This is a genomic window from Micromonospora sp. CPCC 206171 (assembly GCF_036906755.1).
Lineage (GTDB): Bacteria > Actinomycetota > Actinomycetes > Mycobacteriales > Micromonosporaceae > Micromonospora > Micromonospora purpureochromogenes.
Genome location: NZ_JBAKHT010000003.1, coordinates 164,315 through 185,459, shown reverse-complemented (window position 1 = coordinate 185,459; position 21,145 = coordinate 164,315). Strand labels below are relative to the sequence as shown.

Sequence of the window (21,145 nt, the reverse complement as noted above, 5' to 3'; positions counted from 1 at the left end):
CTGATGCCGTCGCTGCAGGTCCTTCGCCGGGCCTACCCGGACGGTCTGCCGGAGGAGGACTATCTTCCGCTTCTCGTCGTGATGTCCGAGGACTTCTCAGAACGCGGTCTCGCCCGCCTGGTCGCGGAGTTCATCGATGGAGAAGTCGTGGTCGTGGAGAACGACGCCGCCGCCGCCATGAGTACCCGGCGACCGTTGCCGGCGGACGTCGAGCGGGTTCGGGCTCACCTGATTGCATCAGGCTATGAGCCGGACGAGGAGGACGTCTGACGCCTTGACCGGCCGGCCTCAATGGTCAGCCGTAGCGAAGGTGAGGCTCGGTGTCAGGCTGCGAAAGCTCGTAGCCTGACACCGAGCCTCCTCGGTGCGCATCTCAGCTGTCGACGGTTGCGGTCAGCTCGCCGTCGGCGAGGCGTACCCGCAGGGGGTCGCCCTTGGCCACCTCGGCGGCGGCGCGGACGACGTGGCCGTCGGCGCGCTGCACGATCGCGTACCCGCGGTCGAGGGTGGCCGCGGGGGAGAGCGCGCGCAACCGGGCCAGGGTGTGCCGCAGGTCGTCGTCCGCAGCGCCGAGCCGGTGGGCCAGGCAGCGGCGGGTCCGGTCCCGCAGCGCACTCACCTCGGCGGCCCGCTGGTCGACCATCACCTGCGGGCGGGCCAGCACCGGTCGGGACCGGAGCAGGTCCAGCCGGTGCGACTCCCGGTCGACCAGGTTGCGCACCGCGCGTTCCAGCCGAGACCGGGCCTGACCGATGAGGCGGACCTCCTCGGTGAGGTCGGGCACGACCCGCTTGGCCGCGTCGGTCGGCGTGGACGCGCGGACGTCGGCGACGTAGTCGACCAGCGGTGCGTCCGTCTCGTGGCCGATCGCGCTGACCACCGGGGTGCGGCAGGCGAAGACCGCCCGGCACAGCGCCTCGTCGGAGAAGGGCAGCAGATCCTCGATGCCGCCGCCGCCCCGGGCCAGGATGATCACGTCGATGCTCGGGTCGGCGTCGAGCACCTTCAACGCGTCGACGATCTGCGGCACCGCGCTCGGCCCCTGCACCGCCACGTTGACCGTGCGGAACTCCACCGCCGGCCAGCGCCGCCGGGCGTTGGTCAGCACGTCCCGCTCGGCGGCCGAGGCGCGGCCAGTGATCAGCCCGATCCGCTGCGGCAGGAACGGCGGGCGGCGCTTGCGGGACCGGTCGAAGAGCCCCTCCGCCGCCAGCAGCTTCTTGAGCTTCTCCAGCCGGGCCAGCAGCTCGCCGAGCCCCACCTGGCGGATCTCGTCGGCGCGCAGGCTCAGCGTGCCCCGGGCCGCGTAGAACTCCGGCTTGGCGTGCAGCACCACCCGGGCGCCCTCGCGCAGCTCCGGCGCACCGGAGTCGAGGACGTCCCGGTTGGTGGTGACGGTCAGGCTGAGGTCGGCGGACGGGTCGCGCAGGGTGAGGAAGACGGTGCTGGCGCCGGGTCGCCGGCTGATCTGGGCCACCTGGCCGTCCACCCAGACCCAGCCGAGCTTGGCGATCCAGGCGCCGACCTTCTGGCTGACCACCCGGACCGGCCAGGGCTCCTCGGGGGTGCTGCGCGGGGCGTCGGTCACCCGCCCACCCTACGCACCGCCCTGCCGCCGGCCCGGATCGGCGGGCCGGCGGCACCGCGCCGACTGTGGTGTCCTGCGGTGGAGGGACGGGAGGCCGGATGGACGTCGACGAGATCAGCCGCCGGTTGCGCCACGAGTGGGACTACGACGACGGCTTCCTGACACCACTGCGGTGGGGCGAGTTCGACCCCGTGCGGGCGAAACGGTTCCTGTCGCTGCTGCGTGAGATCGACCCGACCGACCCGGCGACGTTCGACCGGCGGATCATCGCGCCGATGTTCCTGATGCCCTACTACATGCTGTCGCACATCCAGAACTCCGAGAGCCTCGGTGTGGACACCCGGGGCAGCCGGGCCGTGCTACACCAGGCACTGGATCTCATGATGCGCATCGTCGCCGGCGGCGAAGGGGCGCCCGGGGGCGACCGCCTGGGCCGGTGACGCCGTTCAACCGAGCGTGGCGAGCGCCGGTCCGGCGCTCGCAGGGGCGAGCGGTGAGCACCCACGGCCCTCGCTCGGTGATCGCGATGGTGTGTTCCCAGTGCGCGGCGGCGGCGCCGAACGTGCTGATCGTCCAGCCGTCGGCGACCGTGGAGCCCATGACGCGCGTCCTTTCGTACTCGAAATGCGGTTTCGGATGGCGCCGGTGGCCGTGCGCGCTGCCGGTCCGCCATTTGCGCCAGTCCCCGACCCCGGCTGTGGTGCGGGTCGCAGCCGCTGCCGGCGGAAAACCGGGCACGTACGATGGTCGGGTGACCCAGGCTGAGACGACCCCCCGGACCGGCAAGCGCGTGCTCCTGGCCAAGCCCCGCGGCTACTGCGCGGGCGTCGACCGGGCGGTGCAGACCGTGGAGGAGGCGCTCAAGCTCTACGGCGCCCCGATCTACGTGCGCAAGCAGATCGTGCACAACAAGCACGTGGTGCGGACGTTGGAGGCCCAGGGCGCGATCTTCGTCGAGGAGAACGAGGAGGTGCCGGAGGGCGCCACCGTCATCTTCTCCGCGCACGGCGTCGCCCCGGAGGTCTACGAGCAGGCGAAGGCGCGCTCGCTGAAGGCGATCGACGCGACCTGCCCACTGGTGACCAAGGTGCACCAGGAGGCGAAGCGGTTCGCCGCCGAGGACTACGACATCCTGCTGATCGGCCACGAGGGGCACGAGGAGGTCATCGGCACCGCCGGCGAGGCTCCCGCGCACATCCAGCTGGTGGACGGCCCCGAGGGCGTCGACAAGGTCACCGTGCGGGACCCGAACAAGGTCGTCTGGCTCTCCCAGACCACCCTGTCGGTGGACGAGACGCTGGAGACGGTCGCCCGGCTCAAGTCCCGGCTGCCGCTGCTCCAGTCGCCGCCCAGCGACGACATCTGCTACGCCACCTCCAACCGCCAGCACGTGGTCAAGGAGATCGCCCCCGAGTGCGACGTGGTGATCGTCGTCGGCTCGCGCAACTCCTCCAACTCGGTGCGCCTGGTCGAGGTCGCCCTGGACGCCGGCGCCCGCGCCGGGCACCTGGTCGACTTCGCGCACGAGATCGACGACGCCTGGCTGACCGGTGCCGGCACGGTCGGCGTCACCTCCGGCGCGAGCGTGCCGGACGAGCTGGTGCAGGACGTGCTGACCCACCTCGCCGCGCGCGGCTTCACCGACGTCAAGGAGATCACCACCGCCAACGAGCGGCTGACCTTCTCGCTGCCGCAGGAGCTCAAGCGCGACATGAAGGCCGCCGCCGCCCGGGCCTGACCGGGAACGGATCGTCGATCGGCCACGTCCCACTGGGCATGAAGACTCCTCGGATGGTCCTCGCCGCCCTGGTCGCCTGCGCGGCGCTGAGCGCCTGCGGCGGTCCGGCCGGCGACGACCGGACGGGCACCCCCAGCCCCTCGGAAGGATCGCCGGTGACCAGTGCGCCCAGCAGCGGCCCGGCGAAGCCGGGCGACCCGACCGGGGTCCCGCCGACCGCCGCGCCCCCGACTGCCCTGCCCCCGACGAAGCGGCCGCCGGCCGGCGCCAGCGTGCCGCCCGGCCCCGGCGCCACCACGATCACCGGCACCGTCCAGGCCGGGGTGGAGCCGAACTGCCTGCTGGTCGAGGGCTACCAGCTCATCGGCGGCCCCCGGGACGTGCTCACCGTCGGCGCCCGGGTCACCGTCACCGGCCAGCCCAAGCCCGACATGATGACCACCTGCCAGCAGGGCACCCCCTTCGTCGTCGAGTCCGCCCGCCGCTCCTGAGACAAGCGCCGACCGTCCGGGGGCGGGGGCCTTTCCCGCTCGCTTTGCTCTGCTGCCCTCCCGGCGACGGCGAAGCGCTCCCAGTGTCGCCCCCGCCGCAGCAGAGCAAAGGGGCGAAGGGGGAGCCCGCCCCCGGGGACCGGGGACGGGCTCCTGTGGTGCTGGGCGGTCCGGGGACCGCCGTCAGGCGGTGCTCAGTTCACCGCGCCGATCGCGACCGAGCCGCGGCCGACGACCGCGCCCTCGGTGGTGGTGACGGCCAGGTCGCCGTAGAGCTCCCGGCCGGCGGCCGGGGCCGACAGGGCGGTCACCGTACCGGTCAGGGTGGCGGTGTCGCCGTTGTCCAGCGGCAGCGGAGTGGTCGGGGCGGTCAGCGTGCCCAGCGACGGCGCCGAGAACGAGTCCCGGTAGTCGTAGGCGGTGCTGGTGCCCGGACCGTCGACGGCGTACCCGTCCACCACGACCCGGTAGGTGCCGGCGGTCGGGTCGGTCAGGGTCACCGCCTCCTCCGAGTCACCGTCGGCCGACCGGCCCACCCGGGTGGCGCCCAGGAAGACCGACAGGTCCAGGTCGGCGCCGAGGTCGGCGGTGTTGCCGATCCGGGCCGTGAAGCTGGTCGCCCCGGCCGGCACCGTCACGGTGTACTCCTGCTGCGCGCCCTGGGCGATGGTCGGCCGCTCGGCGTGCACGCTGGACAGCGCGCCGCCCTGGCCGGTCACCGACACCGGACCGAAGGTGTTGGTCAGACCCCAGGTGACCTCGGTGGGGGTGCCGGCGGTCACCGACGGCAGTGCCACGGTGGCCGGCTCGACCTGCACGCCCTGCACCCGGGCCTGGAGTTGGTACGGGTTGTTCAGCGCCGGCGAGGTGCGCCGGGCCTCCACCTCGATCTCCCAGACACCCGGGATCGGGTTCTGGTAGTCCCGCTCCTGTGGCTTGCAGCCCGCCGGGTTGGAGAAGTTGGTGTAGCAGGCGGTGCTGGCGGTGCTCTCCACCGGGATGCCGTACGGGTTGATGGCGATGAACCGGGTCTGCGAGCCGGTGGCGATGCCGGAGAGGTTGACCTGGAGCGCGCCCGCGCCGGCCGGGACGGTCAGGAAGTACGAGGTGAAGCTGTTGCGGTCGACCGAACCCTCGGTGGACCACGAGTAGTCGGGCTTCTTCACGTCGTTCGAGACGACCACCACGGTGGAGACCTCGAAGTCGACCACGTTGGTGGCCGGGTCGTCGATGGTCATCAGCGCGCCGTGCGCCCCGTCGGTACGCGGCTTGGCGACCACGGTGACGGTGACCGCCTTGTTCAGCGGCAGCACCACCGACTTCGGCGCGGTGAACGTGCCGTCGTCGCCGCGCAGGTCGACGTCGTGCCGGATGTTGCCGGCCGGTCCGCTGGTACGGGTGACCTTGACCTTGTAGGTCTTCGTCTGGTTGACCTTCTGGCCGCCCTGCCCGGCGGCGCACCGGTTGTAGACGCCCGCGCCGCGGTCGGGGTTCGGCACGAACGTGCCGGTGCCGGCGTCGTAGCGGGTCAGGTTCGCCGACAGTTCGGTGCAGACCGGCGCGTCCGAGGTGTACGAGCGGGCCTCGACGCCCTGGTCCAGCAGCTCCCAGGCGCCCGGCACGTTGAACATGCCGTAGCCCTGGGCGTAGGTGGCGACGCCCTCGATCGGCTTCGCCGAGCTGTAGATGGCCCGGCGCAGCGCGGCCGGGGTGACCCCCTGGTCGTTCGCCCTGGCGGCGGAGAGCAGCAGCGCGGCGGCGCCGGTGGCCTGCGGCGAGGCCATCGAGGTGCCGTTGAGCATCTGGTAGCCCGGCGGCAGCGGGTAGCCGGCCTCGGGAACCGGGTTGCCCGGTAGCCAGGTCGGCGCGGTGGAGATCGCCGAGCCGGGGGCCGCGATGTTGGGCTTGAAGCCGCCGTCCTCGCGCGGACCGCGCGAGGAGAAGTTGAACAGCGCGTTGTCCTTGCGGACCACCGAGCCGTAGTTGGCCAGCCAGGTCTGCTTGCTGATGTTTGCCGCGACGCTGACCGCGTTGGACGCCACCGACGGGTCGCCGATGGTGTTCAGGCCCGGGCCGGAGTTGCCGGCCGAGAGGAACAGCTGCACCCCGTAGGTGGTGATCAGGCTGTTGTAGAGCTGGGCGCGGGCGTTCGAGCCGTCGTTCAGCGCCGGCAGGCCGCCGATCGACATGTTGACCACGTCGACCTTGCGGTTGATCACCAGGTCGGCCATGCCGGTGGTGAGGGCCGCGGCGGTGCAGCCGCCCGTCCAGGTGCAGGCGCGGGAGGAGACCAGCTTGGCGCCGGGGGCCGCGCCGTCGAAGGCGCTGTTGCCGAGCATGTCGTTGGCGGCGGTGATGCCGGCGACGTGCGTGCCGTGGGTGGCCTGGACGATGCCGATGTTGACGAAGTCGGCGTACGGGCCGGGCTGCCCGTCGCCCGGGTTGGTGTCGACGTCCTCGCGGTACTCGACGACGAACGGGATCTGCTCGCGGACGGCGGTGGCCGGGTTGTCCGTGCCGAAGTGGCCGACCTGGAACTTCTCCTTGTACGGGCGCATCAGCTCGTCGTCGGTGAAGTCGCGGTTGCCGTTGACGTCCACCCGGATGTCGTGGGTGTCGGTGGCGTAGAGGATCCCCCACGAGTCGGTGGTGTCACCGTCGCGGTTGACGTCACCGCCGACCTCGCTGGTCGCGCCGGCCGGGGCGGTGATCGACTCGCGGAAGGTGGCGAACCGGTAGCTGCCGGCCGGGGCCGTCCAGGCGGTGGTGCCGATGGTGAAGGTCGGGCCGGTGACCTCGGTGATCATCGCGCGCCAGGTGGCGTCCTCGAGCGGGTCGGTCGAGGTGACCCAGTCGACGATCTTGCGCTCGCCGGTGGTGGTCTTCTGCAGCGCCGGCTGGTCCAGGTCCACGCCGGAGTCCATGATGCCGATGGTGACCCCGCGCCCGTCCCACTCGGGGTGGGCGGCCTTGAAGGCTTCGGCGCCGGTCTCGTTGGTCGGCATGTACGGGTTGACCCCGCCGGTGCCGGCGCCCGGCCCGGCCAGGGTCTCGCCCTGCTCGGCGGCGGTCGCGCCGTTCGGCGCGGCCTCCGGCGTCGGGTCGGGGAGCTGGATGGTCTCGTCGAGGTCGACCGCGGCGACGCCCGGCAGCGTGGCGGTCTTGAGCACCTTCGTGGTGGGGACCTTCGCCAGCACGTACCCGATGGAGTCGAAGCGCTGGCTGACCGTGCCGCCGAGGTCCTGCACCGCGTCGGCGACGTCCTTCGCCTCACCCTTGTCGGTGGCGACGATCAGCGTGACGGTCGGTGCGTGCTTCGCCTCGGCCTCGGCGAGCAGCTTGGCGTCGTGCGCGCCCAGCGCCTCGACGGCGTTGGCCGGCGCGTCCGGGGTGGAGGCGGGCGCGGCGCTCGCGGTGGCGGCGCCGCCCGCGCCGGCCATGGCACCGGCGGCCACGACCGAGGCGAAGAGCCCGGCGGAAGTACGCCGGCTCAGGTTGCGGGGTTTGCTCACGTTCTCTTTCCTCCAGAGAACAGGGCCCTGAGATGACAGGGCACGCGTGAGCGAATCCTTTGTGCTGCGTTGTGGCGGTGTCACTACCGACCGCTGCCTTGTGACCACTTCGTGACATGCGCAGGTGCGTACTGTCACATCCGGGACGCTAGCTGGACCGGTCCAGGGTGGACGTGCCGTCCACCAGCTCCGGAGCCTGCGGCTGCCGGGGCGCCACCTCCACCTGGGCCGGGGCTGCCAGCTCCTGGTCGGAGACGCCCAGCTCGGCCAGCTTGCGGGCGCTGACCAGCACCCGCGCCTCCAGCGAGCCCACCGCGCGGTTGTACGCGGTGACCGCCCCCGCGAGGGAGGTGCCGAGCTTGCCGACGTGGTCGCCCAGGGTGGACAGTCGCCCGTAGAGCTCGCGGGCCAGCGAGTGGACGGCGACCGCGTTGCGGGCCAGCGCCTCCTGCCGCCAGGAGTAGGCCACCGTACGCAGCAGGGCCACCAGGGTGGCCGGGGTCGCCAGCACCACGTCCCGGGCGAAGGCGTGCTCCAGCAGCGTCGGGTCGCGCTGCAACGCCACGTCCAGGAAGGGGTCGGCCGGCACGAAGAGCACCACGAACTCCGGTGTCGAGTCGAACGCCGCCCAGTACGACTTCGCGGCCAGCGCGTCGACGTGCGCCCGCAGGTGCCGCGCGTGCGCGTCGAGGTGGGTGTCCCGCCCCCGCTCGTCGCGCGCCTCCATCGCCGTCAGGTAGGCGTCGAAGGGCGCCTTGGCGTCCACCACCACCGTCCGGCCGCCGTGCAGCCGGACCACCAGGTCGGGGCGGACCCCCTGGTGGTCGGTGGCGGCGGTGACCTGCTCGTTGAAGTCGCAGTGCTCCAGCATGCCGGCGGCCTCGACGATCCGGCGCAGCTGGTGCTCGCCCCAGCGACCTCGCACCTGCGGCGCCCGCAGCGCCGCCACCAGCTGCTTGGTCTCGGTGCGCAGCTCGCCGGAGACCGTGCTCATGGCGCGGACCTGCTCGCGCAGCTCGGCGTACGCGTCGACCCGGTCGCGCTCCAGCTCGCCCACCCGCTGCTCGTAGCGGCGCAGGGTGTCGTGCAGCGGGGCGACCGCCCGGGCCACCGCCTCCTGCGACTGGGCGGTGGCCTCGTAGCTCAGCGCCCGCATCGACTGCTCCAGCCGCCCCTCGCCCTCGCGGGTGGCCGCCAGGGTCGCCTCCAGGCGGGCGATCTCGGCGGCCGACCGGGCCCGGGCGGCGTACCAGCCCGCCGCGCCGCCCCCGGCCAGGCAGACGACCACCACGGCCAGCGTCGAGAAGTCCATCCCCAGAGCTTGCCAAACGGGTACGACCCCACGCCTGCGGGTACGTTCAGCGGCATGGAACTTCTGCTCGTGGCGATTCTCGTGGCCCTCCTGGTCGGCGGGTTCGTCTGGTGGCGGCGGGAACAGGCCGCCCGCGAGGCGCGCAGTCTCGCCGACGTGCGCGCCGACGCCCAGCGCTGGTACGAACGCCTCGGCGGCCAGGTGATGAACCTGCACGGCGACGCCCCGGCCGTCCGCCAGGCGCTGGTCGACGCGGGGGAGCGCTACAACGCCGCCGGGAGCCAGTTGGAGCAGGCCGCAACGGTTCAGCAGTACCGGCTGGCCCGGGAGACCGCGCTGGAGGGGCTGGCGTACGCCCGCGCGGCGCGGGTGGCGCTCGGCCTGGACCCGGGGCCGGAGCTGCCCCCGCTGGCCGCCGCGCAGGGCGCCGGCGAGTTGACCAAGGAACGCCAGGTGCAGGTGCAGGGGCAGACGTTCAAGGCCGGCCCGCAGCCGGGCGGGGACACGCCCTACTACTACCCCGGTGGGCGTTTCCAGGGGCGGCCGGTGCCGGCCGGCTGGTACTCCACCCCCTGGTGGAAGACCGCGCTCGGCGCGGGCGCCGGTGTGCTCGGCGGGCTGCTGATCGCCGACGCGCTCTTCTCGCCGGCCTTCGCCGACCCGGGCTACGGCTACGAGGCCGGCTACCAGGAGGGCTTCGGCGACGGCGCCGACTACGGCGACCAGGGCGCCGCCGGGGACCAGGGCGCCGGGGACCAGGGCGCGGACTACGGCGACCAGGGCGACGTCGGCGGCGCCGACCAGGCGGCCGACTTCGGCGGCGGCGACTTCGGCGGCGGGGACTTCGGCGGCGGGGACTTCGGCGGCGGGGACTTCGGCGGCGGCGACTGGTGACCGCCGGCTGAACGGCACGCGAAAAGGCCCCGGTCGGCGTGACCGGGGCCTGTTCGTCGCGTCCGTCAGCCGGTGTTGCGCATCCCGGCGGCGATGCCGTTGACCGTGGTGAGCAGGGCCCGCTCCAGCGCCGTACCGTCGCTCGGTGCGCGGCGGCCACCCGGCGCGGTCGCCATCGCGCGCCCGGCGGCCCCGGAGTCCCGGTACTGCTGCAGCAGCGCCACCTGGAGGTGGTGCAGCGGCTCCAGGTAGGTGTCCCGGACCGCGAGGGTGCGCTGGAGCACCGGGGAGTTCTCCAGCAGGGCCGGTGCGGCGGTCACCGCCAGCACCTCCTGCTTGGTCAGCTCGTACTCCTGCTCGATCTTGTCGAAGATCGGGTGCAGCTTCTTCGGGACCAGGGTCTCCACGTAGCGGCGGGCGATGTTCAGGTCGGTCTTGGTGAGCATCATCTCGACGTTCGACAGGAACGTGCGGAAGAAGTGCCAGTTGCGGTTCATCTCGGCGAGCACGTCCTCCAAGCCGGCCGCCCGCGCCGCCGCCAGCCCGGAGCCGACCCCGAACCAGCCCGGCACGATCTGCCGGGTCTGCGTCCAGCCGAACACCCACGGGATGGCCCGCAGCCCGCTCAGCCCGGCCCCGGTGTTCGGCCGCTTCGCCGGCCGGGAGCCGATGTTGAGCGCGCCGAGCAGCTCGGTGGGGGTGGAGGCCCAGAAGTACGCAGGCAGATCCGGGTCCTCGACCAGCCCCCGGTAGGAGCGGAACGCCGCCTCGGAGACCACGTCCATCGCCGCGTCCCAGCGCTCCAGCATCTCGGCCGGCTGGCGGGGCGCGGTGTGCAGCAGCGTCGCCTGGAGCACCGCCGCCACGGTCAGTTCCAGGTTCTCCCGGGCCAGCGCGGGCAGCGTGTACTTGTCGGAGATGACCTCGCCCTGCTCGGTCACCTTGATCGCGCCGTCCAGGGTGCCGTACGGCTGGGCCAGGATCGCGTCGTGCGTCGGCCCGCCGCCGCGCCCGACCGTGCCGCCCCGGCCGTGGAAGAGCCGCAGGTGCACGCCGTGCCGGGCGGCCACGTCCCGCAGCGCCCGCTGCGCCCGGTGGATCGACCACTGGCTGGTGGTGATGCCCGCCTCCTTGTTGGAGTCGGAGTAGCCCAGCATCACCTCCTGCACGTCGCCGCGGGCCGCGACCAGCGCCCGGTACGCGGGCAGCGACAGCAGCTCGTCCAGCAGCTCACCGCCGGCGTTCAGCTCGGCCGGGGTCTCCAGCAGCGGCACGATGCCGATCCGGGCCCGGCCGCTGTGCACGTCGATCAGGCCGGCCTCGCGGGCCAGCACCACGGCGGCGAGCACGTCGTCCACGCCGAGGGTCATCGAGATGATGTACGACTCGATCACCTCGGCGCCGAACCGGTCCTGCGCCTCGCGGATCGCGCCGAACACGTCGAACGTCTTCTGCGCGTTCTCGGTCAGCGGGGTGTCCAGCGTCGACAGCGGCCGGCGGCCGGCCAGCTCGTCGGCGAGGAGCTTGGTCCGCTCCAGCCGGGTCAGCGACGGGTAGTCCGACACCTCGCCGACCGCCGCGTAGAGCTGGGCCAGCACCGCGTGGTGCGCCTCGGCGTGCTCGCGGACGTCCATGGTGGCCAGGTGCAGGCCGAACGCGGAGACCGTACGGATGGTGGAGGCGAGCCGGCCGACGGCGGTGAGCTGCCCGGAGTTGCGGGCCAGCGAGGCGCGCAGCAGCTCCAGGTCGGCGATCAGCTCGGCCGAGCCGCGGTAGTCCCGCCCCGGCACGTGCGGGGTGCCCCGGCGCAGCCGCTCCCGGGTGTTGGCCAGCTTCGCCCGCACGCACCGCGCCTTGAGCCGGTACGGCTCCTCGGCGTTGACCCGGCGGAACCGGGGCGCCACCTCGGGCAGCGCGTCCAGGTCGGCGGCGAGGCTGGCGGAGAGGTCCAGCGACACCGCCCGCAGCCGGCGGGAGACGGAAACCTCGTTGATCAGGTGCTCCATCGCCGCCTCGGTGGCGGTGATGCCGTGCTCGTGCTGGATCTGGAGCACCTCGCGGGTGACCGTCGGGGTGACGAACGGGTTGCCGTCCCGGTCGCCGCCGATCCAGGTGCCGAAGGTCAGCGGGCGGGCCGTCGGCGAGGTCTCCACGCCGAGGGTGCGCAGGGTGTCGGCGAGGTCGTCGAGCACCTGCGGGGCGGCCTCGGCGTGCAGGTCGCGCAGGTAGTAGATGGCGTTGCGGGCCTCGTCGGTCGGGTCCGGCCGGTCCAGCCGCAGCTCGTCGGTCTGCCACATCAGGTCCAGCAGCTCGGCCAGGCGCCGGTTGGCCGGCCCCTCGTCGCTGGCGCCGTAGAGGATGGCGTTGGCCGTCTCGGTGTCCAGCTCGTCGGCGATGGCGCGCAGCTTGGACAGGATCGACCGGCGGGCCGCCTCGGTGGGGTGGGCGGTGAAGACCGGGCGTACCGCGAGCCGGCGGGCCGCCGCGGCGATCTCCTCGGCCGGCACGCCGCGCTCGGCGATCATCTTGGCCGCCTGGTCCAGCCAGCCGCCGTGCGCCGCCCGGCGTCGGCGCAGGTCCCGGGCGCGGTGCACCTGCTCGGTGATGTTGGCCAGGTGGAAGTAGGTGGAGAAGGCGCGGGCCAGCTTGGTGCCGGTGGTGACGTCCAGCCCGCCGAGCCGCTGCGCGGCGGCGGGGGCGTCCGAGCGGACCTGGGCGCGGATCTCCTCGACCAGGTCGAGCAGGGGGCGGCCCTCCTGGCGGGCCAGGGTCTGGCCGAGCAGAGTGCCGAGGCGGCGGATGTCGGCCCGCAGGGCGGCGTCGGGGCCGTCGTGGTCATGCTGGTCGGTCACCATGCGCTCCTTACGTGAGTACGAAGGACAGCGCTGTCCGACTCCGTCGATCGTATCCGTGGGGACCCGCCGGTAAGGAGGGGGCCCGCGGTGTCACCTTCCCCACGATCTCCGCCGGGGCTCACGCGTCCGGCCTGGTGTCCACTTGCCGCCCCGGCCGTCGGGCGGCCCGGCGGCCGCGTACCAGGGTGGCGGTGAGCAGGCCGAGCAGGCCGAGCGTGACCCAGACCAGCAGCCCGGCCAGCGGCCACCGGGCGGACCGCAGGTCGAAGTAGACCGCCGACTTGACCAGGTCGGTGGCCAGCCCGGGGACGTTCCAGCGGTGCATGCCGCGCAGGAACGCGGGCAGGAACTCCGGGGCGTAGATGCCGCCGGAGCCGGGGTTGCCGAGCACCACCAGCAACAGGATCACCAGTCCGGTGCCGAGCAGGCCCAGCCAGGCCTGGACGGCGGCGGCGACCATCGCGGCGGCGAAGGCGGCGAGCATGCCGACGGCGGCGAGCGTCGGCAGGTCGTGGTCCCAGACGTCGAGCACCGGCCCGACCAGCAGCGTGGCGATGACCGCCAGCAGCACGGCGTGCACCGCCAGCGAGGCGATCCGCAGGCCGGCCCGGCGGAGACTGCGCGGGGCGGTGCCGAGCGAGATCCCCAGCGCGGTCGACGCCAGGTAGCCGCCCAGCACCAGGCCGACCGCCAGGTAGAACGGCACCAGGCCGCGCGGGTCGTCGGCGGAGACCGGCACCTCGTCGGTGACCTCGAGCGGGGTCCGCGCGCGCCCGGCGGCGGTGGTCAGCACCTGGGTGACGAGTTCCGTGGCGGCGGGCGCGGACGCGCTGGCGGTGGTCAGCAGGAGCTTTCCCTCAGGAGTCGAGCTCAGCACCGCGTACACCTCGCGGCCGAGCAGGCCGTCGTCGGCCGCGGCCGGGTCGTCGTACTCGATGGGTTTGATCGTGTCGGTCCGGTCGCGCACCCCGGCGAGCACGGCCTGGGCGCGCTGGTCGCCGAGGACCACGCCGACCGGGACGTCGCGTGGGGTCGGCTGGTGCAGCGCCCCCACGTAGGCCGCGATGAACGCCGTGGCCAGGGCCAGGGTGCCGACCAGCAGGGCCGCCGTGCGGGGCAGCCACTCGCGGGTCCGCAGCTCCGGCTCCTCGTCCACGTCGCCAGCCTAGGGCCCCGCTTGCCCGTGTTCGGGGCGTTTCGTCCGCCCTGCCCGACGGGGGCCCGCCACCCGATCGAGGCCGGGCGGACGACCGAAAACCCGTTGGCCGCGCTCGGTAGCGTCCGGACATGACCTTCCCGAGCTACCCGCGCAAGCCCCGCCCCGGCGACCGGGTCGCGGTCGTCTCACCCTCCGCCGGCCTGCCGGGTCTCTTCCCCCACGTGTACGAGCTGGGCCTGCGCCGGCTGCGCGAGGAGTTCGGCCTGGAGCCGGTGGAGTATCCGACCACCCGGACGATGGGCGCCGACCCGAGGGACCGGGCCCGGGACCTCACCGCCGCCTTCGCCGATCCGACGATCACCGCCGTGCTCGCCACCGTGGGCGGCGACGACCTGATCACGGTCACCCCGCACCTGGACGACGCGGTGCTGCGGGCCAACCCGAAGCCCTACTTCGGCTACTCGGACAACACAAACGTCCTCAACCACCTCTACCGCCTGGGCATCGTGGCGTACCACGGCGGGTCGGTGCTGGTGCACCTCGGCCGGTCCGGCCGGCCGCACCCGCTCACCCTCGACTCGCTGCGCGCCGCCCTGTTCACCTCCGGCTGGTACGACCTGACGCCCGCGCCGGAGTGGGGCGACGAGCCGCGCGACTGGCGCGACCCGGCCACCCTGGCGCAGGAGCCGGTGATGTTCCCCGGCACCGGCTGGCACTGGCAGGGCCCGTCGACCGTGGTCCAGGGGCGCACCTGGGGCGGCAACCTGGAGATCCTGCACTGGCTGATGGCCGCCGACCGGGTCCCCGCCGCCGCGGAACTGACCGGCTCGGTGCTGGTGCTCGAAACCTCGGAGGAGCTGCCGAGCGCCCAGGAGGTGTTCCGGATCGTGCGGAACATGGGGGAGCGCGGGCTGCTCGCGGCCTTCCCCGCCGTCGTCGTCGGCCGCCCCAAGGCGTGGGACTTCGACAACCCGCGGTCGGTCGCGGATCGGCTGGCGTGGGCCGAGGCGCAGCGGGCGGCGGTCAGCCGGGCGCTGGCCCCGTACCGCCCGGACGCGGTGGTGGTCTTCGACGTCGACCTCGGCCACACCGACCCGCAGCTGATCCTCCCGTACGGCGGGGAGATCCGGGTGGACGCGGTCGAGCGCCGGATCTCGGTCCGGTACTGAGCAGCGGGCCTTCCTGGCCCCGCACCTTGTTCCGTCGGTGCCTGCGTCGACGCCGGGGGGAGTCGGGTCAGCCGACGACGGCGAAGGCGCGGACCGGGAAGGTGCCCATGCCGGCCACCATGGGCGGGGCGGCGGTGAACCGGAACCCGTCCGGGGGCAGGGCGTCCAGGCCGGTCAGGTGCTCCACGATCGGGATGCCGGCGGCCAGCAGCGCGCTGTGCGCCGGACGCTCGCCCCCGGATGCCGGGCTCATGTCGTCGATGTTGATCGAGTCGACGCCGACCAGTGCGGCGCCCGCCTCGACCAGGGCGCGGGCCCCGTCCCCGGTGAGGTACGGGGCGTCCGGCGCGCCGTACCGGTCGGTGCCGAAGTGCGCGGACCAGCCGGTGTGCAGCAGCACCGCGCGCCCGGCGACGTCGTACGGCGCCAGCAGCAGCCGGTCCACCGCGCGGGTGCCGGCCGGCACCCGGACCACCAGCCCGGGCAGGTCGGCGAGCCGCTCCAGCGGGACGCCGGTGAGGTCGACGCCGTCGGCCCAGCGGTGCGCGGGAGTGTCCAGGTACGTCCCGGTGTTGGCGATCATGTCGATCCGGCCCACCTGGAACTCGGTGCCCGGGGCGTAGTTCGCCCGGGACGCCTCCCGGGTCAGCCACTCGCTGATCCGGGGGCCCGGCCAGCCGGGCAGGGTGGTCATGCCGTCGGTGATCACGTGACTCAACTCGACCAGGCGTCGGCCCGTGTCACCGGGCTCGGCGGTGACGCCCCGGCCGCCCTTGTGCGGCTCCTCGATGATCGTCCTGCCGGTGATCCGTACGTCGGCGACCATCAGCAGTCCGAGGTGCCGGACGAAGAGCGCGGCCAGCGCCGCGTCGTCGATCTCCCGCCCCGGAATGTCCAGCCGGAACCCGTCGGTCCGCAGCCCGCCCCCGTTGGCGAACGTGACCTCCGCGTCGAACTGCGCCCGATACTGCTCTCCCATCCACCCACCCGACCACGCCCACCCACCCCAGTCAAGATCCACCCGACCCGGCCGCCCCTTGTCAGATCCGCGCACTTTCAGAGAAAACGTGGCCTCCGACGCGGAATTAGGCGCGCTTTCCGTGAATTTGCGGGCTCCGAGCCGGGTACGTCGGGCATGGCTAGAGCTCGATCCAGTAGCGCCGGGCCGGGCCGAAGGGGGTGTCCCGGGTGCCCTCGAAGATGCCCCCGCATCGCTCGATCGTCTTCATCGAGGCGGCATTGTCGAGCGCGCAGACGACCAGCAGTCGATCCATGCCACGCACCCGGGCCTCGTCGAGCATCCGACCCACCGCCCAGGTGGCCAGCCCGCGCCGGCGGGCCGAGGGCCGGATGCCGTAGCCGAGGTGGCCGGCCCACCGCACGTGGTCGCTGTCCCCGTGCCGCAGCGCGATCCCGCCGAGCACCTGATCACGCTCGACGATCCATCGATACGTGCAACCCGCTTGGCCGGTGCCCGCCGCCTTCGCCGGGTCCGCCTCGCCGGTCAGCCGCGCCACCCACGCCGCGAACCCGACCGGCGACTCCACCTCGTCGGACTGACCCAGCCCGAAACCGTCCTCGTGCTGCCCGGAGCCCCACTCCGTATGCGCCTTCAGCCAGGCGGTGTGCAAGCGGACCGTGGGCACGATCAGTTCCGGCATGGGGCCGACGCCAATGCCAAGATCGCGAACGAGATCGGCGCCTGCCTTCGGCCCCGCACCCGCCACCGACCCGAGGTGGTCCGTGCCCGGGGATCACCGCCGACCTGGTCCGGCATCGTTCCTCCCGTCGCCGCGGCCGCCGGCGGATCCGGTACCGGCCCGGCCGCCACGGCTCCAGCCCGGATTGTCTCCCGAGCGGGATAGTCTCGACAGGTGCACCCCCCGTCCGGCTGGACGCGGGGCCGTCGCCGTGCGTCGATTTCCTGGAAGTGATCACAGATGCTCACCGGACTCTTCTCCGCCGCCCTGGCCGACCCCGGGCTGGCCCGGGCGCGTGACCTGGCGCGCTCCGGTGCCGCCCAGGTCGACGGCCTCGACCTCACCGCCCCGGCGGCGCTGCGCCCGTTCGCCGTCGCCGCTGTCGCGGCCGATCCGGTCGGTGGTGGCGCCGGCCGGCCCGTGCTCGCCGTGACCGCCACCACCCGCGAGGCCGACGACCTGGCCTCGGCGCTGGGCAGCCTGCTCCCGCCCGAGCAGGTGGCGGTCTTCCCGTCCTGGGAGACGCTGCCGCACGAGCGGCTCTCGCCGCGCTCCGACACCGTCGGCCGCCGGCTGGCCGTGCTGCGCCGGCTGGCGCACCCGCAGTCGGCCGACGCGCACGGCCGTACCGGCCCGCTGCGGGTGGTCGTCGCGCCCGTGCGGTCGCTGCTGCAACCGCAGCTCAAGGGCCTCGGCGATCTCGAACCGGTGCAGCTCACCGCCGGCGACGAGGCCGACCTGGAGGAGGTGGCCCGCCGACTCATTGACATGGCGTACGGGCGAGTCGACCTGGTCACCAAGCGCGGCGAGTTCGCGGTGCGCGGCGGCATCCTGGACGTCTTCCCGCCCACCGACGAGCACCCCTCCCGGGTCGAGTTCTGGGGCGACGAGGTGGAGGAGATCCGCACCTTCGCCGTCGCCGACCAGCGCACGATCGAGCAGGTCCCGCAGCTCTGGGCACCGCCCTGCCGGGAGCTGCTGCTCACCCCGGCGGTGCGCGAGCGGGCCGCCGCCCTGGCCCAGGAGCACCCGGAGCTGGCCGAGATCCTCGACAAGCTGGCCGAGGGCATCCCGGTCGAGGGGATGGAGTCACTGGTCCCGGCGCTGCTCGGCAACGAGAGCCTGGAGCTGCTGCTGGACTGCATGCCGGCCGGCACCCACGTACTGCTCTGCGACCCGGAGCGGATCCGCACCCGGGCGCACGACCTGGTCCGTACCTCGGACGAGTTCCTCCAGGCCAGTTGGGCCGCGGCCGCCGTCGGCGGCCAGGCCCCGGTCGACCTCGGCGCCGCCGCCTTCCGGACCCTGGCCGAGGTACGCGCGGCGGCCCGCACGCTGCGTCAGCCCTGGTGGACCCTCGCCCCGTTCGGCCTGGTCGAGGCGGACGCCACCGGCGGAGTCCGGCAGCCCTGGGAGGACGAGCCCACCGAGGTCGACGTCACGCCCGACGACGCGATCGCGGTGAGCTTGGCCGCGCAGCCCGCCCCGCTCTACCACGGCGAGACCTCCCGGGTGGTCGACGACCTCAAGCGCTGGGCCGGCGAGGGCTGGTCGATCGCGCTGGTCTTCGAGGGGCACGGTCCCGCCCAGCGGGCGGTCGAGGTGCTCCGCGACGCCGGGCTCGGCGCCCGGCTGGTCGAGGAGGTGCCGGCCGCGCCCACCCCCGGCGAGGTGCTGGTCAGCTGTGGCCGCCTGACCGCCGGCTTCGTCGACGAGGCGTCCCGGTTCGTGCTGCTCACCGGCAACGACGTCACCGGTGGCCGGGGCACCTCCACCCGCGACATGCGCAGGATGCCGAGCCGGCGCCGCAACACCATCGACCCGCTGGAGCTCAAGGCCGGCGACCACGTGGTGCACGAGCAGCACGGCATCGGCCGGTACGTCGAGCTGGTGCAGCGCACGGTCAACGGCGCCTCCCGGGAGTACCTGGTCATCGAGTACGCGCCGAGCAAGCGCGGCCAGCCCGGCGACCGGCTCTTCGTCCCCACCGACCAGCTCGACCAGCTCAGCCGCTACGTCGGCGGCGAGCAGCCCACCCTGCACAAGATGGGCGGCTCGGACTGGCAGAAGTCCAAGGCCCGCGCCCGCAAGGCGGTCAAGGAGATCGCCGCGCAGCTGATCCAGCTCTACGCCGCCCGCAAGGCGTCCAAGGGGCACTCGTTCGCCCCCGACACCCCGTGGCAGCGGGAGCTGGAGGACGCCTTCCCCTGGCAGGAGACGCCGGACCAGCTCGCCGCGATCGAAGAGGTCAAGCGGGACATGGAGCAGACCGTCCCGATGGACCGGCTGATCTGCGGCGACGTCGGCTACGGCAAGACCGAGATCGCCGTGCGGGCCGCCTTCAAGGCGGTGCAGGACGGCAAGCAGGTGGCCGTGCTGGTGCCCACCACGCTGCTGGTGCAGCAGCACTACAACACCTTCGCCGAGCGGATGAGCCAGTTCCCGGTGACCATCCGGCAGCTGTCCCGCTTCCAGACCCCGAAGGAGTCCGAGCGGACGTTGGAGATGGTCGCCGACGGCACCGTCGACATCGTCATCGGCACCCACCGGCTGCTCCAGACGGCGACCCGGTTCAAGCAACTCGGCCTGGTCATCGTCGACGAGGAGCAGCGGTTCGGCGTCGAGCACAAGGAGCACCTGAAGAGCCTGCGCGCCTCGGTCGACGTGCTCAGCATGTCGGCCACGCCGATCCCGCGGACGCTGGAGATGGCGATCACCGGCATCCGGGAGATGTCCACCATCGCCACCCCGCCGGAGGAGCGGCACCCGGTGCTCACCTTCGTCGGGGCGTACGACGACCGGCAGGTGGCCGCCTCCATCCACCGCGAGCTGCTCCGCGACGGGCAGGTCTTCTACCTGCACAACCGGGTCGAGTCGATCGACAAGGCGGCCCGGCGCATCCGCGAGCTGGTGCCCGAGGCGCGGGTCGCGGTGGCGCACGGCCAGATGGGCGAGGACGCCCTGGAGAAGGTGATGGTCGGCTTCTGGGAGAAGGAGTTCGACGTCCTGGTCTGCACCACGATCGTGGAGTCCGGCATCGACATCCCGAACGCCAACACCCTGATCGTGGAGCGGGCCGACCTGCTCGGCCTGGCCCAGCTGCACCAGATCCGCGGCCGGGTCGGCCGCGGTCGGGAGCGGGCGTACGCGTACTTCCTCTATCCGCCGGAGAAGCCGCTGACCGAGCACGCCCACGAGCGGCTGGCCACCATCGCCCAGCACACCGAGCTGGGCGCCGGCATGTACGTGGCGATGAAGGACCTGGAGATCCGGGGCGCCGGCAACCTGCTCGGCGGCGAGCAGTCCGGCCACATCGAGGGCGTCGGCTTCGACCTGTACGTCCGGATGGTCGGCGAGGCGGTGTCGGCGTTCAAGGGCGAGCGCCAGGAGGAGGAGGCCGACGTCAAGATCGACCTTCCGATCGACGCGCACCTGCCGCACGACTACGTCGGGGTGGAGCGGCTGCGGCTGGAGATGTACCGCAAGCTGGCCGAGGCCCGCGACGAGGAGCGGCTGCGCGAGGTGGTCGCCGAGATGACCGACCGGTACGGCGAGCCGCCGGCCCCGGTGCAGAACCTGGTCGCGGTGGCCCGGTTCCGCCTGCTGGCCCGCCGGTACGGCCTGACCGACGTGTCGATGCAGGGCAAGCACATCCGGTTCGGCCCGCTGCCGCTGCCGGATTCCAAGCAGCTGCGGCTGAAGCGCTACCACCCGGACTCGGTCTACAAGCCGGCCACCGACCAGGTCAGCGCGCCTCGGCCGAGCACCCGCCGGGTCGGCGGCGAACCGCTGCGCGACCAGGCGTTGCTCCAGTGGTGCGCCCAGCTCCTCTCCGACGTCCTGGGCGAGCCGGCGGCGCTGGCCGGGGCGTCGGCGTGAGGCGGCCCGCCCGTGGTGGGCGGCGTCACACGGCCGTACCGGGCATGAGAGAGTGACCGGCATGCGTGCACGCCGTCTCATCGCCGCCGCCAGCGTCGCGGCTCTCGGTGTCCTCTCCCTCGCCGCCTGCGGGAAGTCCTCGCCCGACGTGGCCGCGTACGTCGGTGACCGGACCTACTCGGTCGACCGGGTGGACGCGATCTACGACGACGCCCAGGCGAAGTACGCGGAGGCGATCCGCCAGAGCGCGACGCAGGCCGGCGTCACCCCCGAGGCGGAGCAGCTCCGCTCCCGGGTGACCCGGCAGGACGTGGTGAACCTGCTGGTCAGCATCGACCTGGGCAAGCGGGTCGTGGCCGAGCAGGGCCTCCAGGTGCCGGACCAGGTCACCCCGGAGCAGCTCGCGCAGCAGCTCCAGATGCCGGCGCAGGCCGAGTTCGCCAAGCTCTGGGGCGAGTGGGCCGACATCTCCATGGTGCTCAGCCAGAAGCTGCCGCCGGCCGACCTCAGCGACGCCTCGGTGATGGCCGTCTACCACGCGATCGAGGAGACCGGCGGGATCCAGTCCGGGCTCTCGGTGGGCCAGGTGCGGCAGCTCTTCGGCGAGGGCGGGTTCGTCCGTACCGCGTCGGCGCTCAGCGCGGCGCTGGAGGAGCAGGCCGACAAGGTGGACCTGTCGGTCAACCCGCGCTTCCGGCCGCTGGGTGTCCCGTCCTGGGTCAACAAGGGCCAGGAGCTGGTCTTCTACGCCCTGCCGTACGTCGACGCCAGCGGCCCGGTGACCGACATCTCGACCCCCGAGCCGGTCGTCACCCCGGCCGAGCCGACCGGGCCGGTGGCCCCCTGAG

General features: G+C 73.2%; 15 protein-coding genes. 8 read left to right on the top strand and 7 right to left on the bottom strand.

Features of this window, described 5'->3' with window-relative positions; translation table 11 throughout:
- Nucleotides 1-3 precede the first annotated feature (3 nt).
- Nucleotides 4-270, top strand: coding sequence for a DUF3349 domain-containing protein (locus tag V6U89_RS05915; RefSeq protein WP_334569611.1), 267 nt, complete (start codon nt 4-6; stop codon nt 268-270).
- 103 nt (nt 271-373) lie between these two features.
- Here the strand turns inward: V6U89_RS05915 and xseA are convergent, their stop codons facing one another.
- A complete protein-coding gene (gene xseA / locus V6U89_RS05910) occupies nt 374-1,588 on the bottom strand; it encodes an exodeoxyribonuclease VII large subunit (protein WP_334569610.1) in 1,215 nt (404 codons plus the stop codon).
- A 98-nt stretch (nt 1,589-1,686) separates the two neighbouring features.
- On the opposite strand from xseA, the gene V6U89_RS05905 reads away from it, so the two are divergent.
- From V6U89_RS05905 to V6U89_RS05890, 3 genes are all read left to right on the top strand, one after another.
- On the top strand, nt 1,687-2,028 hold the full coding sequence (locus tag V6U89_RS05905) for a hypothetical protein (RefSeq protein WP_334569609.1): 342 nt from the start codon (nt 1,687-1,689) through the stop codon (nt 2,026-2,028).
- A gap of 311 nt (nt 2,029-2,339) precedes the next feature.
- On the top strand, nt 2,340-3,326 hold the full coding sequence (locus V6U89_RS05895) for a 4-hydroxy-3-methylbut-2-enyl diphosphate reductase (RefSeq protein ID WP_334569608.1): 987 nt from the start codon (nt 2,340-2,342) through the stop codon (nt 3,324-3,326).
- 38 nt (nt 3,327-3,364) lie between these two features.
- Nucleotides 3,365-3,817, top strand: coding sequence for a hypothetical protein (locus V6U89_RS05890; protein ID WP_334569606.1), 453 nt, complete (start codon nt 3,365-3,367; stop codon nt 3,815-3,817).
- A 194-nt stretch (nt 3,818-4,011) separates the two neighbouring features.
- Here V6U89_RS05890 and V6U89_RS05885 read toward each other — a convergent pair whose 3' ends face one another.
- Both V6U89_RS05885 and V6U89_RS05880 read right to left on the bottom strand, forming a co-directional pair.
- On the bottom strand, nt 4,012-7,329 hold the full coding sequence (locus V6U89_RS05885; protein ID WP_334569604.1) for a S8 family serine peptidase: 3,318 nt from the start codon (nt 7,327-7,329) through the stop codon (nt 4,012-4,014).
- 148 nt (nt 7,330-7,477) lie between these two features.
- Complete coding sequence (locus V6U89_RS05880) at nt 7,478-8,641, bottom strand: DNA recombination protein RmuC (protein WP_334569603.1); 1,164 nt, start codon at nt 8,639-8,641, stop codon at nt 7,478-7,480.
- Nucleotides 8,642-8,695: 54 nt separating this feature from the next.
- Between V6U89_RS05880 and V6U89_RS05875 the strand changes: the two genes are divergently transcribed.
- The gene (locus V6U89_RS05875) at nt 8,696-9,535 is read left to right on the top strand and encodes a hypothetical protein (protein WP_334569602.1); all 840 of its coding nucleotides are present in this window, start codon (nt 8,696-8,698) and stop codon (nt 9,533-9,535) included.
- Between the two features lie 65 nt (nt 9,536-9,600).
- Here the strand turns inward: V6U89_RS05875 and ppc are convergent, their stop codons facing one another.
- Together ppc and V6U89_RS05865 are read right to left on the bottom strand one after the other, a co-directional pair.
- The gene (gene ppc / locus V6U89_RS05870; RefSeq protein WP_334569601.1) at nt 9,601-12,387 is read right to left on the bottom strand and encodes a phosphoenolpyruvate carboxylase; all 2,787 of its coding nucleotides are present in this window, start codon (nt 12,385-12,387) and stop codon (nt 9,601-9,603) included.
- A gap of 121 nt (nt 12,388-12,508) precedes the next feature.
- On the bottom strand, nt 12,509-13,546 hold the full coding sequence (locus tag V6U89_RS05865) for a hypothetical protein (protein WP_334569600.1): 1,038 nt from the start codon (nt 13,544-13,546) through the stop codon (nt 12,509-12,511).
- 131 nt (nt 13,547-13,677) lie between these two features.
- Here V6U89_RS05865 and V6U89_RS05860 point away from each other — a divergent pair, with 131 nt between their 5' ends.
- Nucleotides 13,678-14,718, top strand: coding sequence for a S66 family peptidase (locus tag V6U89_RS05860; protein ID WP_334569599.1), 1,041 nt, complete (start codon nt 13,678-13,680; stop codon nt 14,716-14,718).
- A 67-nt stretch (nt 14,719-14,785) separates the two neighbouring features.
- Here the strand turns inward: V6U89_RS05860 and V6U89_RS05855 are convergent, their stop codons facing one another.
- Together V6U89_RS05855 and V6U89_RS05850 are read right to left on the bottom strand one after the other, a co-directional pair.
- Nucleotides 14,786-15,697 carry a cyclase family protein gene (locus V6U89_RS05855; protein ID WP_334569598.1) on the bottom strand — a complete coding sequence of 304 codons (912 nt, stop codon included), beginning with the start codon at nt 15,695-15,697 and terminating at the stop codon, nt 14,786-14,788.
- A gap of 160 nt (nt 15,698-15,857) precedes the next feature.
- A complete protein-coding gene (locus V6U89_RS05850) occupies nt 15,858-16,379 on the bottom strand; it encodes a GNAT family N-acetyltransferase (RefSeq protein WP_334569597.1) in 522 nt (173 codons plus the stop codon).
- A gap of 279 nt (nt 16,380-16,658) precedes the next feature.
- Here V6U89_RS05850 and mfd point away from each other — a divergent pair, with 279 nt between their 5' ends.
- Together mfd and V6U89_RS05840 are read left to right on the top strand one after the other, a co-directional pair.
- Nucleotides 16,659-20,297 (top strand): transcription-repair coupling factor, encoded by a 3,639-nt coding sequence (gene mfd / locus V6U89_RS05845; RefSeq protein ID WP_334569596.1) that lies wholly within the window; start codon nt 16,659-16,661, stop codon nt 20,295-20,297.
- Between the two features lie 61 nt (nt 20,298-20,358).
- The gene (locus V6U89_RS05840) at nt 20,359-21,144 is read left to right on the top strand and encodes a hypothetical protein (protein WP_334569595.1); all 786 of its coding nucleotides are present in this window, start codon (nt 20,359-20,361) and stop codon (nt 21,142-21,144) included.
- Nucleotide 21,145: the final 1 nt, after the last annotated feature.

Coding starts and splice junctions, on each gene's coding strand:
- V6U89_RS05840 (WP_334569595.1), top strand. CDS start 20,359: ATGCGTGCACGCCGTCTCATCGCCGCCGCCAGCGTCGCGGCTCTCGGT.
- V6U89_RS05880 (WP_334569603.1), bottom strand. CDS start 8,641: ATGGACTTCTCGACGCTGGCCGTGGTGGTCGTCTGCCTGGCCGGGGGC.
- mfd (WP_334569596.1), top strand. CDS start 16,659: ATGCTCACCGGACTCTTCTCCGCCGCCCTGGCCGACCCCGGGCTGGCC.
- V6U89_RS05850 (WP_334569597.1), bottom strand. CDS start 16,379: ATGCCGGAACTGATCGTGCCCACGGTCCGCTTGCACACCGCCTGGCTG.
- V6U89_RS05915 (WP_334569611.1), top strand. CDS start 4: ATGCCGTCGCTGCAGGTCCTTCGCCGGGCCTACCCGGACGGTCTGCCG.
- V6U89_RS05875 (WP_334569602.1), top strand. CDS start 8,696: ATGGAACTTCTGCTCGTGGCGATTCTCGTGGCCCTCCTGGTCGGCGGG.
- V6U89_RS05855 (WP_334569598.1), bottom strand. CDS start 15,697: ATGGGAGAGCAGTATCGGGCGCAGTTCGACGCGGAGGTCACGTTCGCC.
- V6U89_RS05905 (WP_334569609.1), top strand. CDS start 1,687: ATGGACGTCGACGAGATCAGCCGCCGGTTGCGCCACGAGTGGGACTAC.
- V6U89_RS05860 (WP_334569599.1), top strand. CDS start 13,678: ATGACCTTCCCGAGCTACCCGCGCAAGCCCCGCCCCGGCGACCGGGTC.
- V6U89_RS05890 (WP_334569606.1), top strand. CDS start 3,365: ATGAAGACTCCTCGGATGGTCCTCGCCGCCCTGGTCGCCTGCGCGGCG.